This window comes from Streptomyces sp. ISL-99 (assembly GCF_018614005.1).
GTDB classification, from domain to species: domain Bacteria; phylum Actinomycetota; class Actinomycetes; order Streptomycetales; family Streptomycetaceae; genus Streptomyces; species Streptomyces flavidovirens.
In genome coordinates this window covers 105,109-118,670 of the sequence record NZ_JAGGPC010000017.1, presented here as the reverse complement: position 1 = coordinate 118,670, position 13,562 = coordinate 105,109, and the positions used below count along the sequence as shown (strand labels likewise).

Genomic DNA, 13,562 nt, shown 5'->3' with positions numbered 1-13,562 from the left:
TCTGTGATTTACCTTCCGCTCCCCGCCCCCGGCCGTACGCTGAAGCAGAGCGCCGGTGGGGGCCGGTGCTTGATCAGGGGGCGAGGCAGTCGGGTACGTCGTCCGGGGTGGGCAGTGGTCAGTGCGTCACGGCGGCGGCCGTGCGCGCCTGAAGTGCCGTTCCTCCGGGCGTCGTACCCGCACACGGTCCGCCTCCCCGGGGGTCCAGGGGGACGCCCCGGAACGATGCGGCATGGGGGTGTCTGTGGCTCGTATCCGGGTACTGGTGGTGGACGATCACCGCATCTTCGCCGAGTCGCTCGCCGCGGCCCTCGCCGCCGAGCCCGACGTCGACGTGTCCGCGGCCGGCAGCGGCCCGGCCGCCCTGCGCTCGCTGGAGCGGGCGGCGGCGGAAAGCCGCAGATTCGACGTGATGCTCGTCGACGCCGATCTCGGCGCCTGCGCCGCGCAGTCCGCCCGCGCCGTCCACGTGCCGGAGCCGGGCGAGGACAGCCTGGTGGACGGCATCTCCCTGGTGGCGGGCGTCCGGTCCGGTCAGCTCGCTGTCCGGACGGTCGTACTGGCCGAGAAGGACGACCCGCGCCGCGCCGCCCTCGCCCTCCAGGCAGGGGCCGCCGGGTGGGTCGCCAAGGACTGCTCGCTGCAACGTCTGCTCACCGTCATCCGCGGCGTACTGCGCGACGAGACCCACCTGCCGCCGGCGCTTCTCACGGGCGTACTGCGGGAGTTGACGGCCGCCCGCAAGCACCGCACCGAGAGCGAGCGGCTCGTCGAGTCGCTGACTCCGCGCGAGCGCGAGGTGCTGCGGTGCATGGTGGCGGGGCTGGGCCGCAAGGCCGTCGCCGAGCGGCTGTTCCTCTCCCCGCACACCGTCCGCACGCACATGCAGAACGTGCTGGGCAAGCTCGGCGTGCACTCCACGCTCGCCGCCGTCGCGCTCGCGCGCCGCGCCGGAGTCGGCCCGGCGGACCTGGGGCTAGCCCGGGATGTTGTCGAACGGGGCGGTCAACTGGCGTAGCAGCCCGGCCAGTTCGCCGCGCTGCGCGCGGGAGAGCTCGCCGAGGATCGCCCGCTCCTGCGCGAGCAGCCCGGCGAGCGCCTGGTCGGCCCGGTCGCGGCCCTCGTCGGTGAGCCGTACGAGCACGCCGCGGCGGTCGCTGGGGTCGGGCAGCCGCTCGACGAGGCCCTTCTTGGCGAGCCGGTCGATGCGGTTGGTCATGGTGCCGGAGGTGACCAGGGTCTGGGTCAGGAGCTGGCCCGGCGAGAGCTGGTAGGGGGCGCCCGCTCGGCGCAGCGAGGTCAGTACGTCGAATTCCCAGGGCTCCAGCTGGTGCTCGGAGAACGCTATGCGGCGGGCGCGGTCGAGGTGACGGGCCAGCCTGGAGACACGGCTGAGGACCTCGAGTGGTTCCACGTCGAGGTCGGGGCGCTCGCGGCGCCATGCAGCGACCAGTCGGTCGACCTCGTCCTCCATGACGATCAGTGTAGTTGGTGTGTCGACATGAAGTCTCTTGAGGTCAAGTCTCTTGACATCGAGATGTCTGCCTCGCCACGCTGCTGTGCATGACCGTACGGCCGAATCACGGGTTACGTCGTCGGCGGCCCTCGAACCCGAGGCGTATCTGACCCGCCTTGTCGCGCTGGGCATCAACCCGGGCTTTCCTCGTGGAATATGCCTCCGGCCTACGCGCGGCGCATCCGGAGGAAAGGCGCCGGGCCACCGCACATCTGACGGATGGACAACGTTTGCGCGGAAAACCCAAAAACTTACGCCGTCAACCTGAATCCGTGCGCCCGATATCGCACCACTTGCGACCAAATGTGACTCATGTAAGCCTAGTTACACCAGCCGAGCCGCAATAAGGAGATGGTCCAATGCTTAAGGACCGGACTTTGGTCGAGTCGGGCACACTCACCGACGAGGTCGAGAGCCTGCTGGACTCAGCCGAGCCAGAGGGCGTCTTCCACGACACACGCGAGTGCTCAGGCAAGGTATTGCTCGCCGCCCTGCTGCTGGCCTCGCCGCCCACGCCGCGCCCGAAGACGGAAACCCGGTAAGGGGCACGCGTTGGACGAAAAGGCGACGCAGGGAGCCATGCCACTGAGTGCTGTGGTCGCAGACGTCGCAACTGGGGTTGTCCTTGCCCTGCGGGGTGGGGGCGACCCTTATGCGCTCTCCCGCGTCCTCCCGCAAGGTGACCCGCTGGCGCCGGCCGCGATCCGGGTGCTGGGCGCCGACGCGCTCGCGCCGTACGCACTGGATCACCGATCCGCACCCGCCGGTGCGGACGACGAGACGGTGGTGCGGCAGGCACTCGCCGCTTACCCGCCCGGACCTGACGCCTCGGAGGTGTCGGTGTGGACGTACCGGGGCCTGATCGAGGCCTCGCGTGCCCTTCTCCCCGGTGACCCCGGCGACGCGGACCGTGCCTGGCCGCAGGCGCCGCGCGCCACAGCCGCCTGGATCACCACCGATCCGTGGCCGAAGCTCGCCTTCCGGGCATCACAACTGGCCGCGCTCGCGCTCCCGGGCCTCGCACCGGACCTGGCCGACGGGCTGGCGGCGCGTACCGACGACCTGGCTCGCGGATTCGTCCGGGCGGTACGCCGCCGGGACTGGCTTCAGGCGGCAGGTCTCGGCCGTTGGCTCGCCCGGCTGCCGCATGTGCCGCCGACTCTCGGCCTCGACAGCGGGCTGGTGTTCGTGCAGCAGATGAGCGACGGCGACGCCCGGGTGGCGCTGCACGTCGTGGCCGCCCGGCAGTTCTACGGCCGGGGCGGGTGACCGGTGACAGCGACAGCCGATCGAGGCGCCGCCCACGCCGCCGCAGCGACACTGCTCGACCGTGTCGTCCGCGACAGCCTGCGGTGGCTGGACGGAGCGCGCCCGCAGTTCCGGCTGCCTCCCGACGTGGCGACGGACGCCGATCCCAACCTCACACTCAAGCCGCTGGGCGAACTGGCCGAACTGACGCACCTGATCCGCACATCGCACCCCCGCGCGGACATCCGGGCGGCGGCGGACGGCCTGTTCACCTTCGCCTGGAACGAGACCCGGGAGGGCGAGCTGTTCGCCGAACTCGTCCGCAGCGAGCCGCATGCGACGTACCCGCTGGAGATCTACGCCGCCTTCGCGTATGCCGGTCTGCACAACACCGCCGTGGAGGCGATACTGCCGACGACCACAGGGCTGCGCAGCTGGCGGGTGGCCCGCGAGGACCACACCCGTACGCTCAGTGTGCTCGACGCGGAGCGGCGGACAGGTCTGCGGCAACACGCCGATTTCGACACCGTGCTGGGCCTCACCGGCCTGGGCCTCATGGCGGAGCCATGGGCGCTGGACCGCAAGGCGGTGTACGGCATCACTCACGACGTCTTTCACCTCACCGACTGGGGGCGCGAGCGCCGACGGGTGCCCGCCGAGTTGGCCGACTACCTGCGTCTGTGGCTGCCCTCCTGGCTGGACAGCTGGCTGGAGGAGCAACTGTGGGACCTGGTCGGCGAACTGCTGGCCGTGGCCGCCTGCCTGCCGTCGCCTCCGTACGATCCGGTGGCCTGGCAGCGGCTGGCCGAGGCACAGGCGGCCGACGGCAGCGTGCCGGAAATGGGCGCGGCGCCGGAATCGGGCGACGGCACCGAGGTGTTCAAGGCCTGCTACCACTCCACCCTGGTGACTGCCTTCGCGGGAACGCTGGCCCGGACCGGGCTGGAGGAGTCGCCGGCGGCGGAGGCGGGGCAGGCGCAGGCGGTGGCCGGGCGGACCACGTACAAAACGGAGGAGCCTTCATGACAACAGCCGCAGTCGCCGCAGCCGCACCCCCCGCGCTGCTGCACGCTGTCGGTGACCGGGCTCTGACCTGGCTCGACAACCACCGTGAATTCTTCCGGCTGACCGCCGAAGAGCGCGCCAGTGGCACCGTCTTCGAACGGCTCAAGCCCATCGGCGAGTTGGCGCTCAACATGCAGGTGCTGTTCCGGGAGGGCGTGGCAGGCTCGCGCCAGCACACCCGCGCAAGCCGACTGCTGGACTTCGCCTGGCGCGAGCTGCTGGACGGCGGCACTGTTTTGACCGAGCTCCAGCGCGACGAGCCGGTCTCTCCCGTGGCCCTGGAGGTCTACGCGACCTTTCGCGAACTGGGCTACCGCGATCCCGCCCTGGAGGCGGCGGTGGAAGTCAACCGGCGCACCACCACCTGGAAGGCGCTGGAGATGGTGCCCAACCGGCGACTCGGCGTGCTCAACGCCGAGCGCAAAGCGGGCCTCACGCCCAGCGAGGACTTCGACGGGGCAGTGAGCCGTACCTGGCTGGGCCGGCTGCCCGAGCCGTGGACGGTGCAGTACCACATCGCGTACGACATCACGCACACCGTCTTCCACCTCACCAACTGGGGCGAGGCACCGGACCGTATCCCTCCAGAAATCGCCTCCTACCTCGCGCTGTACCTGCCCGCCTGGATGGAGGACTGGCTGGACGCCGAGAACTGGGACCTGCTCGGCGAACTCCTCGTCGTCGACACATGCTTGCCGCGCCCCACGCTGGACGCGCGGATCTGGGAGCGGTACGCCGCCGCCCAGTCCGACACCGGCGCGATGCCCGCTCAGCGCGGGATGCCGGAGGGCGACGCGTCGGATGTCTTCGACGTCGTCCACCACCCCACCCTGGTCGCGGTGTTCGCCTCCGCGATGGCCACATCCCGGGCCCTGCAATCGGCCTGACGAGCACTCATGAGCACCCACGCGAGGACGCCCGCCACCACCGCTGCGGATGACCACCTCGCGAACGGCGTCACGAACCGCGTCGCGGATGCGCTGGCCGCGATCGAAGCGCCGGACGTGGTGCTGGCGGTCACCCGCCGAGGCCGACGGACCATGATGACGGCCGGTACCCGCACACCCGCCACAACGACCCCACCCCGCACCCCACGGGACAAACTGCGCTATGAGACCGGCTCACTGACCAAGACCTTCACCGTCCTGCTCCTCGCCGACCTGGCCCGCGCCGGTGTCCTGTCCCTCGACGACCCGCTCGCCGCCCACCTGCCGGCCCTGCCGCTGCCCCACCCCGACTCACGGCGGATCACCCTTCGCCACCTGGCGACCCATACCGCTGGGCTGCCCCGTATCCCGGGCGACCTGGTGCCCGGCGCCCTGCTGCACCCGTACACCAGCGGCTACGCCCGATACGACACCGAGCGCCTGCTGCGGACCTTCGCCCGCACCCGCCCCCGCCACCGGCCCGGAACCCGCTGGCACTACTCCAACTTCGGCGTCGCGCTGCTCGCCCCCGCGATGGCCAGAGCCTCGGGCACCGACTACCCCACGCTGCTCACCACCCGCGTGCTGCGCCCCCTGGGCCTGACCGGCACCACTCCGGGACCCGCCCACATCACCACCACCGCCATCGGCCACCGCAGGGACGGCCGCACACCGGTCCCCGCCATGGACATGGGCGCCTTCACCGGCTGCGGGGCGGTGCACTCCACCCCCGGAGATCTGCTCACGTACGCAGAAGCGCACCTGACCCCCGAGGCCACACCGCTGGCCCTGCCCCTGCGAGACGTCCAGATCCCGCAACTGCGCTGCGGCCGGCGGCATCGCGAAACCCACACGCTGACCTGGTACCACCACCCGGCCCCGAACGGCCCGATGCTCTTCCACAGCGGAGCCACCTTCGGCCAGCAGACTTTCCTGGGTTTCCACCCCGCTTCAGGAACCGGCGTCGCCGCACTCGCGACCCGCCGGGGCGACAGATGCCGTCTGGTGGAAACCGCGTACGAGCTGCTGTACGCCCTCGCCGCCGATTCCGGCGGCGGAGGAGCCGATCGCACTCGCTGAGCGGCCCGAGGCCGTCTCGTCAGCCCGTCAGCTCTTCCTGTGACCTATCAGGCGGGGCTTGGCCTCCAGATTCTCCAGTCCGTGCCAGCACAGGTTGACCAGATGCGCCGCGACCTCCGCCTTCTTCGGCTTGCGCACATCCAGCCACCACTGGCCCGTCAGCGCGACCATGCCGACCAGGGCCTGCGCGTACAGCGGGGCCAGCTTGGGATCGAAGCCGCGGGCTTTGAACTCCAGGCCCAGGATGTCCTCCACCTGGGTGGCGATGTCACTGATGAGGGAGGCGAAGGACCCGGTCGACTGGGCCACCGGCGAGTCCCGGACCAGGATCCGGAAACCGTCCGTGTACGTCTCGATGTAGTCCAGCAGGGCGAACGCGGCCTGTTCGAGGAGCTCACGCGGATGGCCCGCCGTCAGCGCACCGGTGACCATGTCGAGCAGGCGGCTCATCTCACGGTCGACCACCACGGCGTACAGACCCTCCTTGCCGCCGAAGTGCTCGTACACGACCGGCTTGGAAACGCCGGCCTTCGCCGCGATCTCCTCGACCGACGTGCCCTCGAAACCCTTCTCGGCGAAGAGGGTGCGGCCGATGTCCAGCAGCTGTTCGCGGCGCTCCTTGCCGGTCATCCGGACGCGTCGGGCACGCCGGCTCGGAGTGGGCCTGCTCTTCTCGCTGTTCGTACTGCCGCCGTCGATCGCCACGTCACCCATCATGCCGCTTCGGAGGGCTCACTCTTGCGCCGGGAGTCGATACGGTCCGCGCTCGGCCACCGGACGTCGTACGCCCAGCCGGCCTTCTCGAACCAGCGGATCAGGCGGGCACTGGAGTCGATTTGCCCCCTCATCACACCGTGGCGCGCCGACGTCGGGTCGGCGTGGTGCAGGTTGTGCCAGGACTCACCGCAGGACAGCACGGCCAGCCACCACACATTGCCGGACTTGTCGCGCGACTTGAACGGGCGCTTGCCCACCGCGTGGCAGATGGAGTTGATCGACCACGTGACGTGGTGCAGCAGGGCCACGCGCACCAGCGAGCCCCAGAAGAACGCCGTGAACGCGCCCCACCACGACATCGTGACCAGGCCGCCGACCAGCGGCGGAATGGCCAGCGACAGCATCGTCCAGTACGCGAAGTCGCGGGAGACGCGGCGGATCGCCGGGTCCTTGATCAGGTCCGGTGCGTACTTCTCCTGCGACGTCTGCTCCTCGTCGAACATCCAGCCGATGTGCGCCCACCACAGGCCCTTCATCAGCGCCGGGAGCGTCTCACCGAACCGCCACGGGGAGTGGGGGTCACCTTCGGCGTCCGAGAACTTGTGGTGCTTGCGGTGATCGGCGACCCACCGGACCAGCGGGCCCTCGACCGCCATCGAACCCATGACCGCCAGGGCGATGCGCAGCGGGCGCTTCGCCTTGAAGGAACCGTGGGTGAAGTAGCGGTGGAAGCCGATCGTGATGCCGTGGCACCCGAGGTAGTACATGAAGACCATCAGGCCCAGATCGAGCCAGCTCACACCCCAGCCCCAGGCGAGCGGCACAGCCGCCAGCAGGGCCAGGAAGGGGACGGTGATGAAGAGGAGAAGTGCGAGCTGCTCGCTGGAGCGCTTGGACTCCCCGCCGCGCGTCGCGGAGGGGGCCGAGGTGTCTTCGCCCGCCTCGCGGGAGTCATCGAGCACGTCGGAACGAGTGGTCATGGGATCCCCTGGGGGTGAGGGAAGTGTTCAGAAGCTCTGGTTGCCGAAGCCGTAGCCGCGAAACCTTTACTACGGATGCGTAACCTACGGCGTCGTAAGTATGGCAGCGCTTTGCCCGGCGGCAAGAGGCCGCGGGGAAAGGGTTCGGCCGCGCCGCATATCCTGGGTGCCGTCGGACAGCGTGGTCCACAAAACCTCCAGACGTGCTCAAACACTGCAAGGAGCCGCACCTGTGAGCAGTGCCGACCAGAACCCCAACACCAGCGCGGAGCTGCGTGCCGACATCCGCCGTCTCGGCGACCTGCTGGGCGAGACCCTCGTACGGCAGGAGGGCCCCGAGCTCCTTGAGCTGGTCGAGCGGGTGCGCGCCCTGACGCGCACCGACGGCGAGGCCGCCGCGGAACTGCTCGGCGACACCGACCTGGAAACCGCAGCCAGGCTGGTGCGCGCCTTCTCGACGTATTTCCATCTTGCCAACGTCACCGAGCAGGTGCACCGCGGTCGTGAGATGCGCGCCAAGCGCGCCGAAGAGGGCGGACTCCTCGCCCGTACGGCGGACAAGCTCAAGGACGCCGACCCCGAGCACCTGCGCCACACCGTCAAGAACCTCAACGTCAGGCCCGTCTTCACGGCGCACCCGACCGAGGCCGCGCGCCGGTCCGTACTCAACAAGCTCCGGCGCATCGCCGAGCTTCTCGAAACCCCCGTCATTGCCTCCGACAGGCGACGGCACGACCTCCGTCTGGCCGAATCGATCGACCTCATCTGGCAGACGGACGAACTGCGCGTCGTACGCCCCGAGCCCGCCGACGAGGCGCGCAACGCGATCTACTACCTGGACGAGCTGCACGCCGGCGCGGTCGGTGACGTCCTGGAGGACCTCGCCGCCGAGCTGGAGCGGGTGGGCGTCGAGCTGCCCGCCGGCACCCGGCCGCTCACCTTCGGCACCTGGATCGGCGGCGACCGCGACGGCAACCCGAACGTCACGCCCGCCGTGACCTGGGACGTCCTGATCCTTCAGCACGAGCACGGCATCACCGACGCCCTGGCGCTCGTCGACGAGCTGCGCGGCCAGCTGTCGAACTCCATCCGCTACACCGGCGTCACCGAGGAGCTGCTGGCCTCCCTCCAGGCCGACCTGGAGCGGCTGCCGATCAGCCCCCGCTACAAGCGCCTGAACGCCGAGGAGCCCTACCGGCTCAAGGCCACCTGCATCCGGCAGAAGCTCGTCAACACCCGCGAGCGCCTCGCCAAGGGCACCGCGCACCAGCCCGGCATCGACTACCTCGGCACCGGCGAACTGATCGCCGACCTCGCGCTCATCCAGACGTCGCTGCGCCAGCACCGCGGCGGCCTCTTCGCCGACGGCCGCATGGACCGTACGATCCGCACCCTCGCGGCGTTCGGCCTCCAGCTCGCCACCATGGACGTACGCGAGCACGCCGACGCGCACCACCACGCCCTCGGGCAGCTCTTCGACCGGCTCGGCGAGGAGTCCTGGCGGTACGCCGACATGCCGCGCGAGTACCGGCAGAAGCTCCTCGCGAAGGAGTTGCGGTCCAGGCGGCCGCTGGCCCCCACACCGCCCCCGCTGGACGCGGCCGGGCACAAGACGCTCGGCGTGTTCACCACGGTCAGGGAGGCGCTGGAGCGCTTCGGGCCCGAGGTCATCGAGTCCTACATCATCTCGATGTGCCAGGGCGCGGACGACGTCTTCGCCGCTGCCGTCCTGGCGCGCGAGGCGGGTCTGGTCGACCTGCACGCGGGCTGGGCGAAGATCGGCATCGTGCCGCTCCTGGAGACCACGGACGAGCTGCGCGCGGCCGACGTCATCCTCGACGAGATGCTTGCCGACCCGTCGTACCGGCGGCTCGTCTCCCTGCGCGGCGACGTGCAGGAAGTCATGCTCGGTTACTCCGATTCGTCGAAGTTCGGCGGTATCACCACCTCGCAGTGGGAGATCCACCGCGCCCAGCGCCGCCTGCGTGACGTCGCGCACCGGTACGGCGTACGCCTGCGCCTCTTCCACGGCCGCGGCGGCACCGTCGGCCGCGGCGGCGGCCCCTCGCACGACGCGATCCTCGCGCAGCCGTGGGGGACGCTGGAGGGCGAGATCAAGGTGACCGAGCAGGGCGAGGTCATCTCCGACAAGTACCTCGTGCCGTCCCTGGCCAGGGAGAACCTGGAGCTGACGGTCGCCGCCACGCTCCAGGCGTCCGCCCTGCACACCGCGCCCCGCCAGTCCGACGAGGCGCTCGCGCGCTGGGACGCGGCGATGGACACGGTGTCCGAGGCCGCCCACACGGCGTACCGGCGGCTCGTCGAGGACCCGGACCTCCCGGCGTACTTCTTCGCCGCGACACCCGTCGACCAGCTCGCCGACCTGCACCTGGGCTCGCGCCCCTCGCGCCGCCCCGACAGCGGCGCCGGACTCGACGGCCTCCGGGCCATCCCGTGGGTCTTCGGCTGGACACAGTCACGGCAGATCGTGCCGGGCTGGTACGGCGTCGGTTCCGGCCTGAAGGCACTGCGCGAGGCGGGCCTCGACCCGGTCCTGGAGGAGATGCAGGAGAACTGGCACTTCTTCCGTAACTTCCTCTCCAACGTCGAGATGACGCTCGCCAAGACCGACCTGCGCATCGCACAGCACTACGTCGACACGCTCGTCCCGGACGACCTCAAGCACGTCTTCGAGACGATCCGCGCCGAGCACGAGCTCACGGTGGCGGAGGTGCTGCGGATCACCGGCGGTGAGCGGCTGCTCGACTCCAACCCGGTGCTCCAGCAGACGTTCGCCATCCGCGACGCCTACCTGGACCCGATCTCCTACCTCCAGGTCTCGCTGCTGGCCCGCCAGCGCGCGGCGGCCGAGCGCGGCGAGGAGGCGGACCCGCTGCTGGCCAGGGCCCTGCTGCTCACGGTCAACGGTGTCGCGGCGGGCCTGCGCAACACGGGCTGACCGGGCGGTACAGACACGTAAAACGGCGGTGGCCCGAAGGGACCACCGCCGTTTTACGTGTCACGCGACCGGGTCAGTGCCGACGGGCCGTCCGGCGACGCGCCACCAGGAAGCCGCCGCCGGCTACCAGAGCGGCCGCAACGGCCGCGAGCATGCCGACAGGCGCACCGCTGCCGGTCTCGGCGAGGTCGCCGTCGCCGTTGGCGTCGCCATGCGCGGACGGAGCCGGAGCGGCGGCCGCCGCGTCCGGGGCCGGCTCCTCCGAGGGGGCCTGGGCGGAGTCACCGCCCGGCGTGTCTGCGGAGTCCTGCGCCGGCTCCTTCACCGGCTCCTGCGCAGGCTTCTCGCCAGGCTCCTGCGCCGGCTTCTCGTCCGGCTCCAGTACCGGCTCCTCGCCGGGCTTCTCGCCGGGCTTGGCATCGTCGTCGCCGCCCGGGCAGTCGGTCCAGAAGACCTTGTGCTTGGCCTTGCCGTGCTCGCCGTCGAAGTTCCAGAACAGCTTGTAGTGGCCGTCGGGGAGCGTGAGGTCCTCGGTGCGCTCGTGACCGTCATCGTCGAGCGTCAGCGAACCGGACATCACCTGCTCGCCCTTGACACCGGCGGTCGGGGCCCAGGCCTCGATGCGCCAGTCGACCTGCTGACCGGCGTCAAAACCGAAAGCGTCGAGGTAGAACGAGCAGACGTGCGGCTCGTTCTTGCGGAGGTCCTCGCCGGTCTTGGCGTCGTGGATCTTCACGGTGCCGTTGTCGCCGGACGGGGTGGCGAAAGCGGTGGGAGCGGTCGGCAGAGAGAGTGCCGCTGCCGTCACCACAGCGCCGATGGAAAGAGATACGCGCATGGGCAGTCCATCGTGAGAGGGGAGGGTGCCGTGGGGGGCGGCTCAGCCTCCTGTTAACGCGCGGGGCCCGTCAAGGTGCGTTGCGACCCATCCGTACCCAGAACGTCCACTCGTCCAGGTAGTCCTCGATAACGATCGGGTGAATGCGTCACTCCGCTTAGACAGCCGGGAGGTCAGGGAACCGGCAGCTCGGGAACCGGGAGCTCGGGGAGCCGGGGTCAGAGCGCGAGGAACGCCGCCCCCAGCAGCGCCCCGCCCGCCAGCGCCGCGCCCCACGCCAGCCGGGTCATCCGCAGACCGCCCGCGATGACCAGCGCCGCGAGCAGCAGCGCGCCGCCCAGTGGCGCCCAGGCGTGGAGCACGCCGGGGGCTCCGGCGCGTACCGCCTCGGCCGTTCCCGGCTTCAGGACGACCGGGAGCTGCGCGCCCTTCCGCACCGCGATCGACTTGTCGATCGTCACGCGCGGATGGTCGGGCGTACGGCCCTCGGGGGTGTACGGACCGGTGCACGTCTCGGGCCCGCACGCCGCGACCGTCAACGTCCCGTGCTCACGCCCCTTGGCGAGCATGACGTGCTGGGCCGCGCCCCAGGAGGAACGGACGCCGGCGATGAGCAGCAGCAGGGCGACGCCGGCCATCGCCGCACGTCGGGCGTACAGGAGGGCTTGGGTCCGCTTCGAGGCCATGGACCGCGATCCTTGGCCATATGACCGCGCTCGGTCAACCTGTGGCCAAGGTGACCGGGTCGATTGTTATGAGTGGTACGCGCTCTGCGCGCGCTCAAGCCCTTCGGTGACCAGACACTCCACCGCGTCCGCCGCCCGGTCCACGAAGTAACCCAGCTCCTTGCGCTCCGTCGACGAGAAGTCCTTCAGCACGAAGTCGGCCACCTGCATCCGACCCGGCGGCCGCCCGATCCCGAAGCGCACCCGGTGATAGTCCGGCCCCATCGACTTGGTCATCGACTTGAGGCCGTTGTGCCCGTTGTCGCCGCCGCCGAGCTTGACGCGCAGCGTCCCGTAATCGATGTCCAGCTCGTCATGGACCGCCACGATGCGGGCCGTCGGCACCTTGTAGAAGTCACGCAGCGCGGTGACCGGGCCACCGGACAGATTCATGTACGACTGGGGCTTGGCCAGCACCACACGCCGGTTGTCGGGGCCCGGCGCACCCATGCGGCCCTCGACGACCTGGGCCCGCGCCTTGTGCGCCTTGAACTTCGCCCGCATGCGCTCCGCCAGCAGGTCGACGACCATGAAGCCGACGTTGTGCCGGTTGGCCGCGTAATCAGGACCCGGATTGCCCAGACCCACGATCAGCCAGGGCTCGGCTGCGTCCGTCATCTGCATGTCTCCTTCATACGCCGGTTCTGTACCGGTTCATACGCCAGCCGCCGTCCCGCGCACAGAGGCGCGGAACGGCGGCTGGACGGTTGCTGCACTACCCGGAGGCAAGCCTCCGGGCCACCAGCGAGCCGAGCGGCGAGGCTCAGGCCTCGGAGCCCTCGGACTCACCCTCGGCCGGGGCCTCCTCGGCCTGCGGGGTCAGAACCTGGATGACGATGGCGTCCGGGTCGGTGACCAGGGTCGTGCCCTCGGGCAGCGGAACGTCCTTGGCGTGGATCGAGGCACCGGCCTCGAGGCCCGCGATGGAGACCGTGACGGACTCGGGGATGTGCGTGGCCTCGGTCTCGACCGACAGCGTGTTCAGCACGTTCTCCAGCAGGTTGCCGCCCGGGGCCAGCTCGCCCTCGGTGTGGACCGCGACCTCGACCGTGACCTTCTCGCCCAGCTTGACCGCGAGCAGGTCGACGTGGGTGATGGTGCGCTTGATGGCGTCACGCTGGACGGCCTTGGGGATGACGAGCTCCGTCTTGCCGTCCACGTCGAGGCTCAGCAGCGCGTTGCTGGTCTTGAGCGCCATCATGAGCTCGTGACCCGGCAGGCTGACGTGTACGGGGTCGGCGCCGTGGCCGTAGATGACGCCGGGAACCTTGTTGGCACGGCGGGTCTGACGGGCAGCGCCCTTGCCGAACTCGGTACGGACTTCAGCGGCGATCTTGATCTCAGCCATGGCTGCACTCCTCGCGGGTGACGAAAAAACGGATGGGTCACCCGGCCACGAAACGGCCTGCTACGAAGAGCGCGTCGATAACGGATGCGCCGTACTGCATGAGTACGGCCTCCCTCGCCGAGCAACTCAGGGAGTCTACCCGGCGGGGAGGCCGTACCAG

14 protein-coding genes are annotated in these 13,562 nt (G+C 70.2%); 7 read left to right on the top strand and 7 right to left on the bottom strand.

The window, feature by feature from the left end; translation table 11 throughout:
* Positions 1 to 244: 244 nt before the first annotated feature.
* Positions 245 to 1,018: a response regulator transcription factor gene (locus J7E91_RS10965; RefSeq protein ID WP_214901445.1), complete on the top strand. Its 774-nt coding sequence runs from the start codon at positions 245 to 247 to the stop codon at positions 1,016 to 1,018.
* Here J7E91_RS10965 and tamR read toward each other — a convergent pair.
* Complete coding sequence (gene tamR, locus J7E91_RS10960; RefSeq protein ID WP_214901360.1) at positions 977 to 1,474, bottom strand: MarR family transcriptional regulator TamR; 498 nt, start codon at positions 1,472 to 1,474, stop codon at positions 977 to 979. The genes J7E91_RS10965 and tamR overlap by 42 nt on opposite strands.
* A gap of 401 nt (positions 1,475 to 1,875) precedes the next feature.
* Between tamR and J7E91_RS10955 the strand changes: the two genes are divergently transcribed.
* From J7E91_RS10955 to J7E91_RS10935, 5 genes are read left to right on the top strand one after another with little or no spacing between them, the layout of a single operon-like run.
* A complete protein-coding gene (locus tag J7E91_RS10955) occupies positions 1,876 to 2,058 on the top strand; it encodes a hypothetical protein (RefSeq protein WP_214901358.1) in 183 nt (60 codons plus the stop codon).
* A gap of 37 nt (positions 2,059 to 2,095) precedes the next feature.
* The gene (locus tag J7E91_RS10950; RefSeq protein ID WP_251015491.1) at positions 2,096 to 2,785 is read left to right on the top strand and encodes a hypothetical protein; all 690 of its coding nucleotides are present in this window, start codon (positions 2,096 to 2,098) and stop codon (positions 2,783 to 2,785) included.
* Positions 2,786 to 2,788: 3 nt separating this feature from the next.
* A complete protein-coding gene (locus tag J7E91_RS10945) occupies positions 2,789 to 3,790 on the top strand; it encodes a hypothetical protein (RefSeq protein ID WP_308376341.1) in 1,002 nt (333 codons plus the stop codon).
* On the top strand, positions 3,787 to 4,716 hold the full coding sequence (locus J7E91_RS10940) for a hypothetical protein (protein WP_214901356.1): 930 nt from the start codon (positions 3,787 to 3,789) through the stop codon (positions 4,714 to 4,716). The genes J7E91_RS10945 and J7E91_RS10940 overlap by 4 nt, the downstream gene beginning before the upstream one ends.
* A gap of 9 nt (positions 4,717 to 4,725) precedes the next feature.
* On the top strand, positions 4,726 to 5,835 hold the full coding sequence (locus tag J7E91_RS10935) for a serine hydrolase (RefSeq protein WP_214901354.1): 1,110 nt from the start codon (positions 4,726 to 4,728) through the stop codon (positions 5,833 to 5,835).
* Between the two features lie 27 nt (positions 5,836 to 5,862).
* Here the strand turns inward: J7E91_RS10935 and J7E91_RS10930 are convergent, their stop codons facing one another.
* Together J7E91_RS10930 and J7E91_RS10925 are read right to left on the bottom strand one after the other, a co-directional pair.
* On the bottom strand, positions 5,863 to 6,552 hold the full coding sequence (locus tag J7E91_RS10930) for a TetR/AcrR family transcriptional regulator (RefSeq protein ID WP_214901352.1): 690 nt from the start codon (positions 6,550 to 6,552) through the stop codon (positions 5,863 to 5,865).
* On the bottom strand, positions 6,549 to 7,532 hold the full coding sequence (locus tag J7E91_RS10925; protein WP_214901350.1) for an acyl-CoA desaturase: 984 nt from the start codon (positions 7,530 to 7,532) through the stop codon (positions 6,549 to 6,551). Before J7E91_RS10925 ends, J7E91_RS10930 begins: the two co-directional genes overlap by 4 nt.
* Before the next feature lie 232 nt (positions 7,533 to 7,764).
* Between J7E91_RS10925 and ppc the strand changes: the two genes are divergently transcribed.
* Positions 7,765 to 10,491, top strand: coding sequence for a phosphoenolpyruvate carboxylase (gene ppc, locus J7E91_RS10920; RefSeq protein WP_214901348.1), 2,727 nt, complete (start codon positions 7,765 to 7,767; stop codon positions 10,489 to 10,491).
* A gap of 73 nt (positions 10,492 to 10,564) precedes the next feature.
* Here the strand turns inward: ppc and J7E91_RS10915 are convergent, their stop codons facing one another.
* From J7E91_RS10915 to J7E91_RS10900, 4 genes are all read right to left on the bottom strand, one after another.
* Positions 10,565 to 11,329 (bottom strand): LPXTG cell wall anchor domain-containing protein, encoded by a 765-nt coding sequence (locus J7E91_RS10915; protein ID WP_214901346.1) that lies wholly within the window; start codon positions 11,327 to 11,329, stop codon positions 10,565 to 10,567.
* Positions 11,330 to 11,547: 218 nt separating this feature from the next.
* On the bottom strand, positions 11,548 to 12,015 hold the full coding sequence (locus tag J7E91_RS10910; RefSeq protein WP_214901344.1) for a hypothetical protein: 468 nt from the start codon (positions 12,013 to 12,015) through the stop codon (positions 11,548 to 11,550).
* A 66-nt stretch (positions 12,016 to 12,081) separates the two neighbouring features.
* Positions 12,082 to 12,672 (bottom strand): aminoacyl-tRNA hydrolase, encoded by a 591-nt coding sequence (gene pth, locus J7E91_RS10905; protein ID WP_214901342.1) that lies wholly within the window; start codon positions 12,670 to 12,672, stop codon positions 12,082 to 12,084.
* A 145-nt stretch (positions 12,673 to 12,817) separates the two neighbouring features.
* Entirely contained in the window at positions 12,818 to 13,402 is a 585-nt protein-coding gene (locus J7E91_RS10900; RefSeq protein WP_214901334.1) for a 50S ribosomal protein L25/general stress protein Ctc, read from the bottom strand.
* Positions 13,403 to 13,562: the final 160 nt, after the last annotated feature.

Excerpts from the sequence above, each read along its gene's own strand:
- tamR (WP_214901360.1), bottom strand. The coding sequence starts at position 1,474 with ATGGAGGACGAGGTCGACCGACTGGTCGCTGCATGGCGCCGCGAGCGC.
- J7E91_RS10955 (WP_214901358.1), top strand. The coding sequence starts at position 1,876 with ATGCTTAAGGACCGGACTTTGGTCGAGTCGGGCACACTCACCGACGAG.
- J7E91_RS10950 (WP_251015491.1), top strand. The coding sequence starts at position 2,096 with ATGCCACTGAGTGCTGTGGTCGCAGACGTCGCAACTGGGGTTGTCCTT.
- J7E91_RS10940 (WP_214901356.1), top strand. The coding sequence starts at position 3,787 with ATGACAACAGCCGCAGTCGCCGCAGCCGCACCCCCCGCGCTGCTGCAC.
- J7E91_RS10935 (WP_214901354.1), top strand. The coding sequence starts at position 4,726 with ATGAGCACCCACGCGAGGACGCCCGCCACCACCGCTGCGGATGACCAC.
- J7E91_RS10930 (WP_214901352.1), bottom strand. The coding sequence starts at position 6,552 with ATGATGGGTGACGTGGCGATCGACGGCGGCAGTACGAACAGCGAGAAG.
- J7E91_RS10925 (WP_214901350.1), bottom strand. The coding sequence starts at position 7,532 with ATGACCACTCGTTCCGACGTGCTCGATGACTCCCGCGAGGCGGGCGAA.
- J7E91_RS10915 (WP_214901346.1), bottom strand. The coding sequence starts at position 11,329 with ATGCGCGTATCTCTTTCCATCGGCGCTGTGGTGACGGCAGCGGCACTC.
- J7E91_RS10910 (WP_214901344.1), bottom strand. The coding sequence starts at position 12,015 with ATGGCCTCGAAGCGGACCCAAGCCCTCCTGTACGCCCGACGTGCGGCG.
- pth (WP_214901342.1), bottom strand. The coding sequence starts at position 12,672 with ATGACGGACGCAGCCGAGCCCTGGCTGATCGTGGGTCTGGGCAATCCG.
- J7E91_RS10900 (WP_214901334.1), bottom strand. The coding sequence starts at position 13,402 with ATGGCTGAGATCAAGATCGCCGCTGAAGTCCGTACCGAGTTCGGCAAG.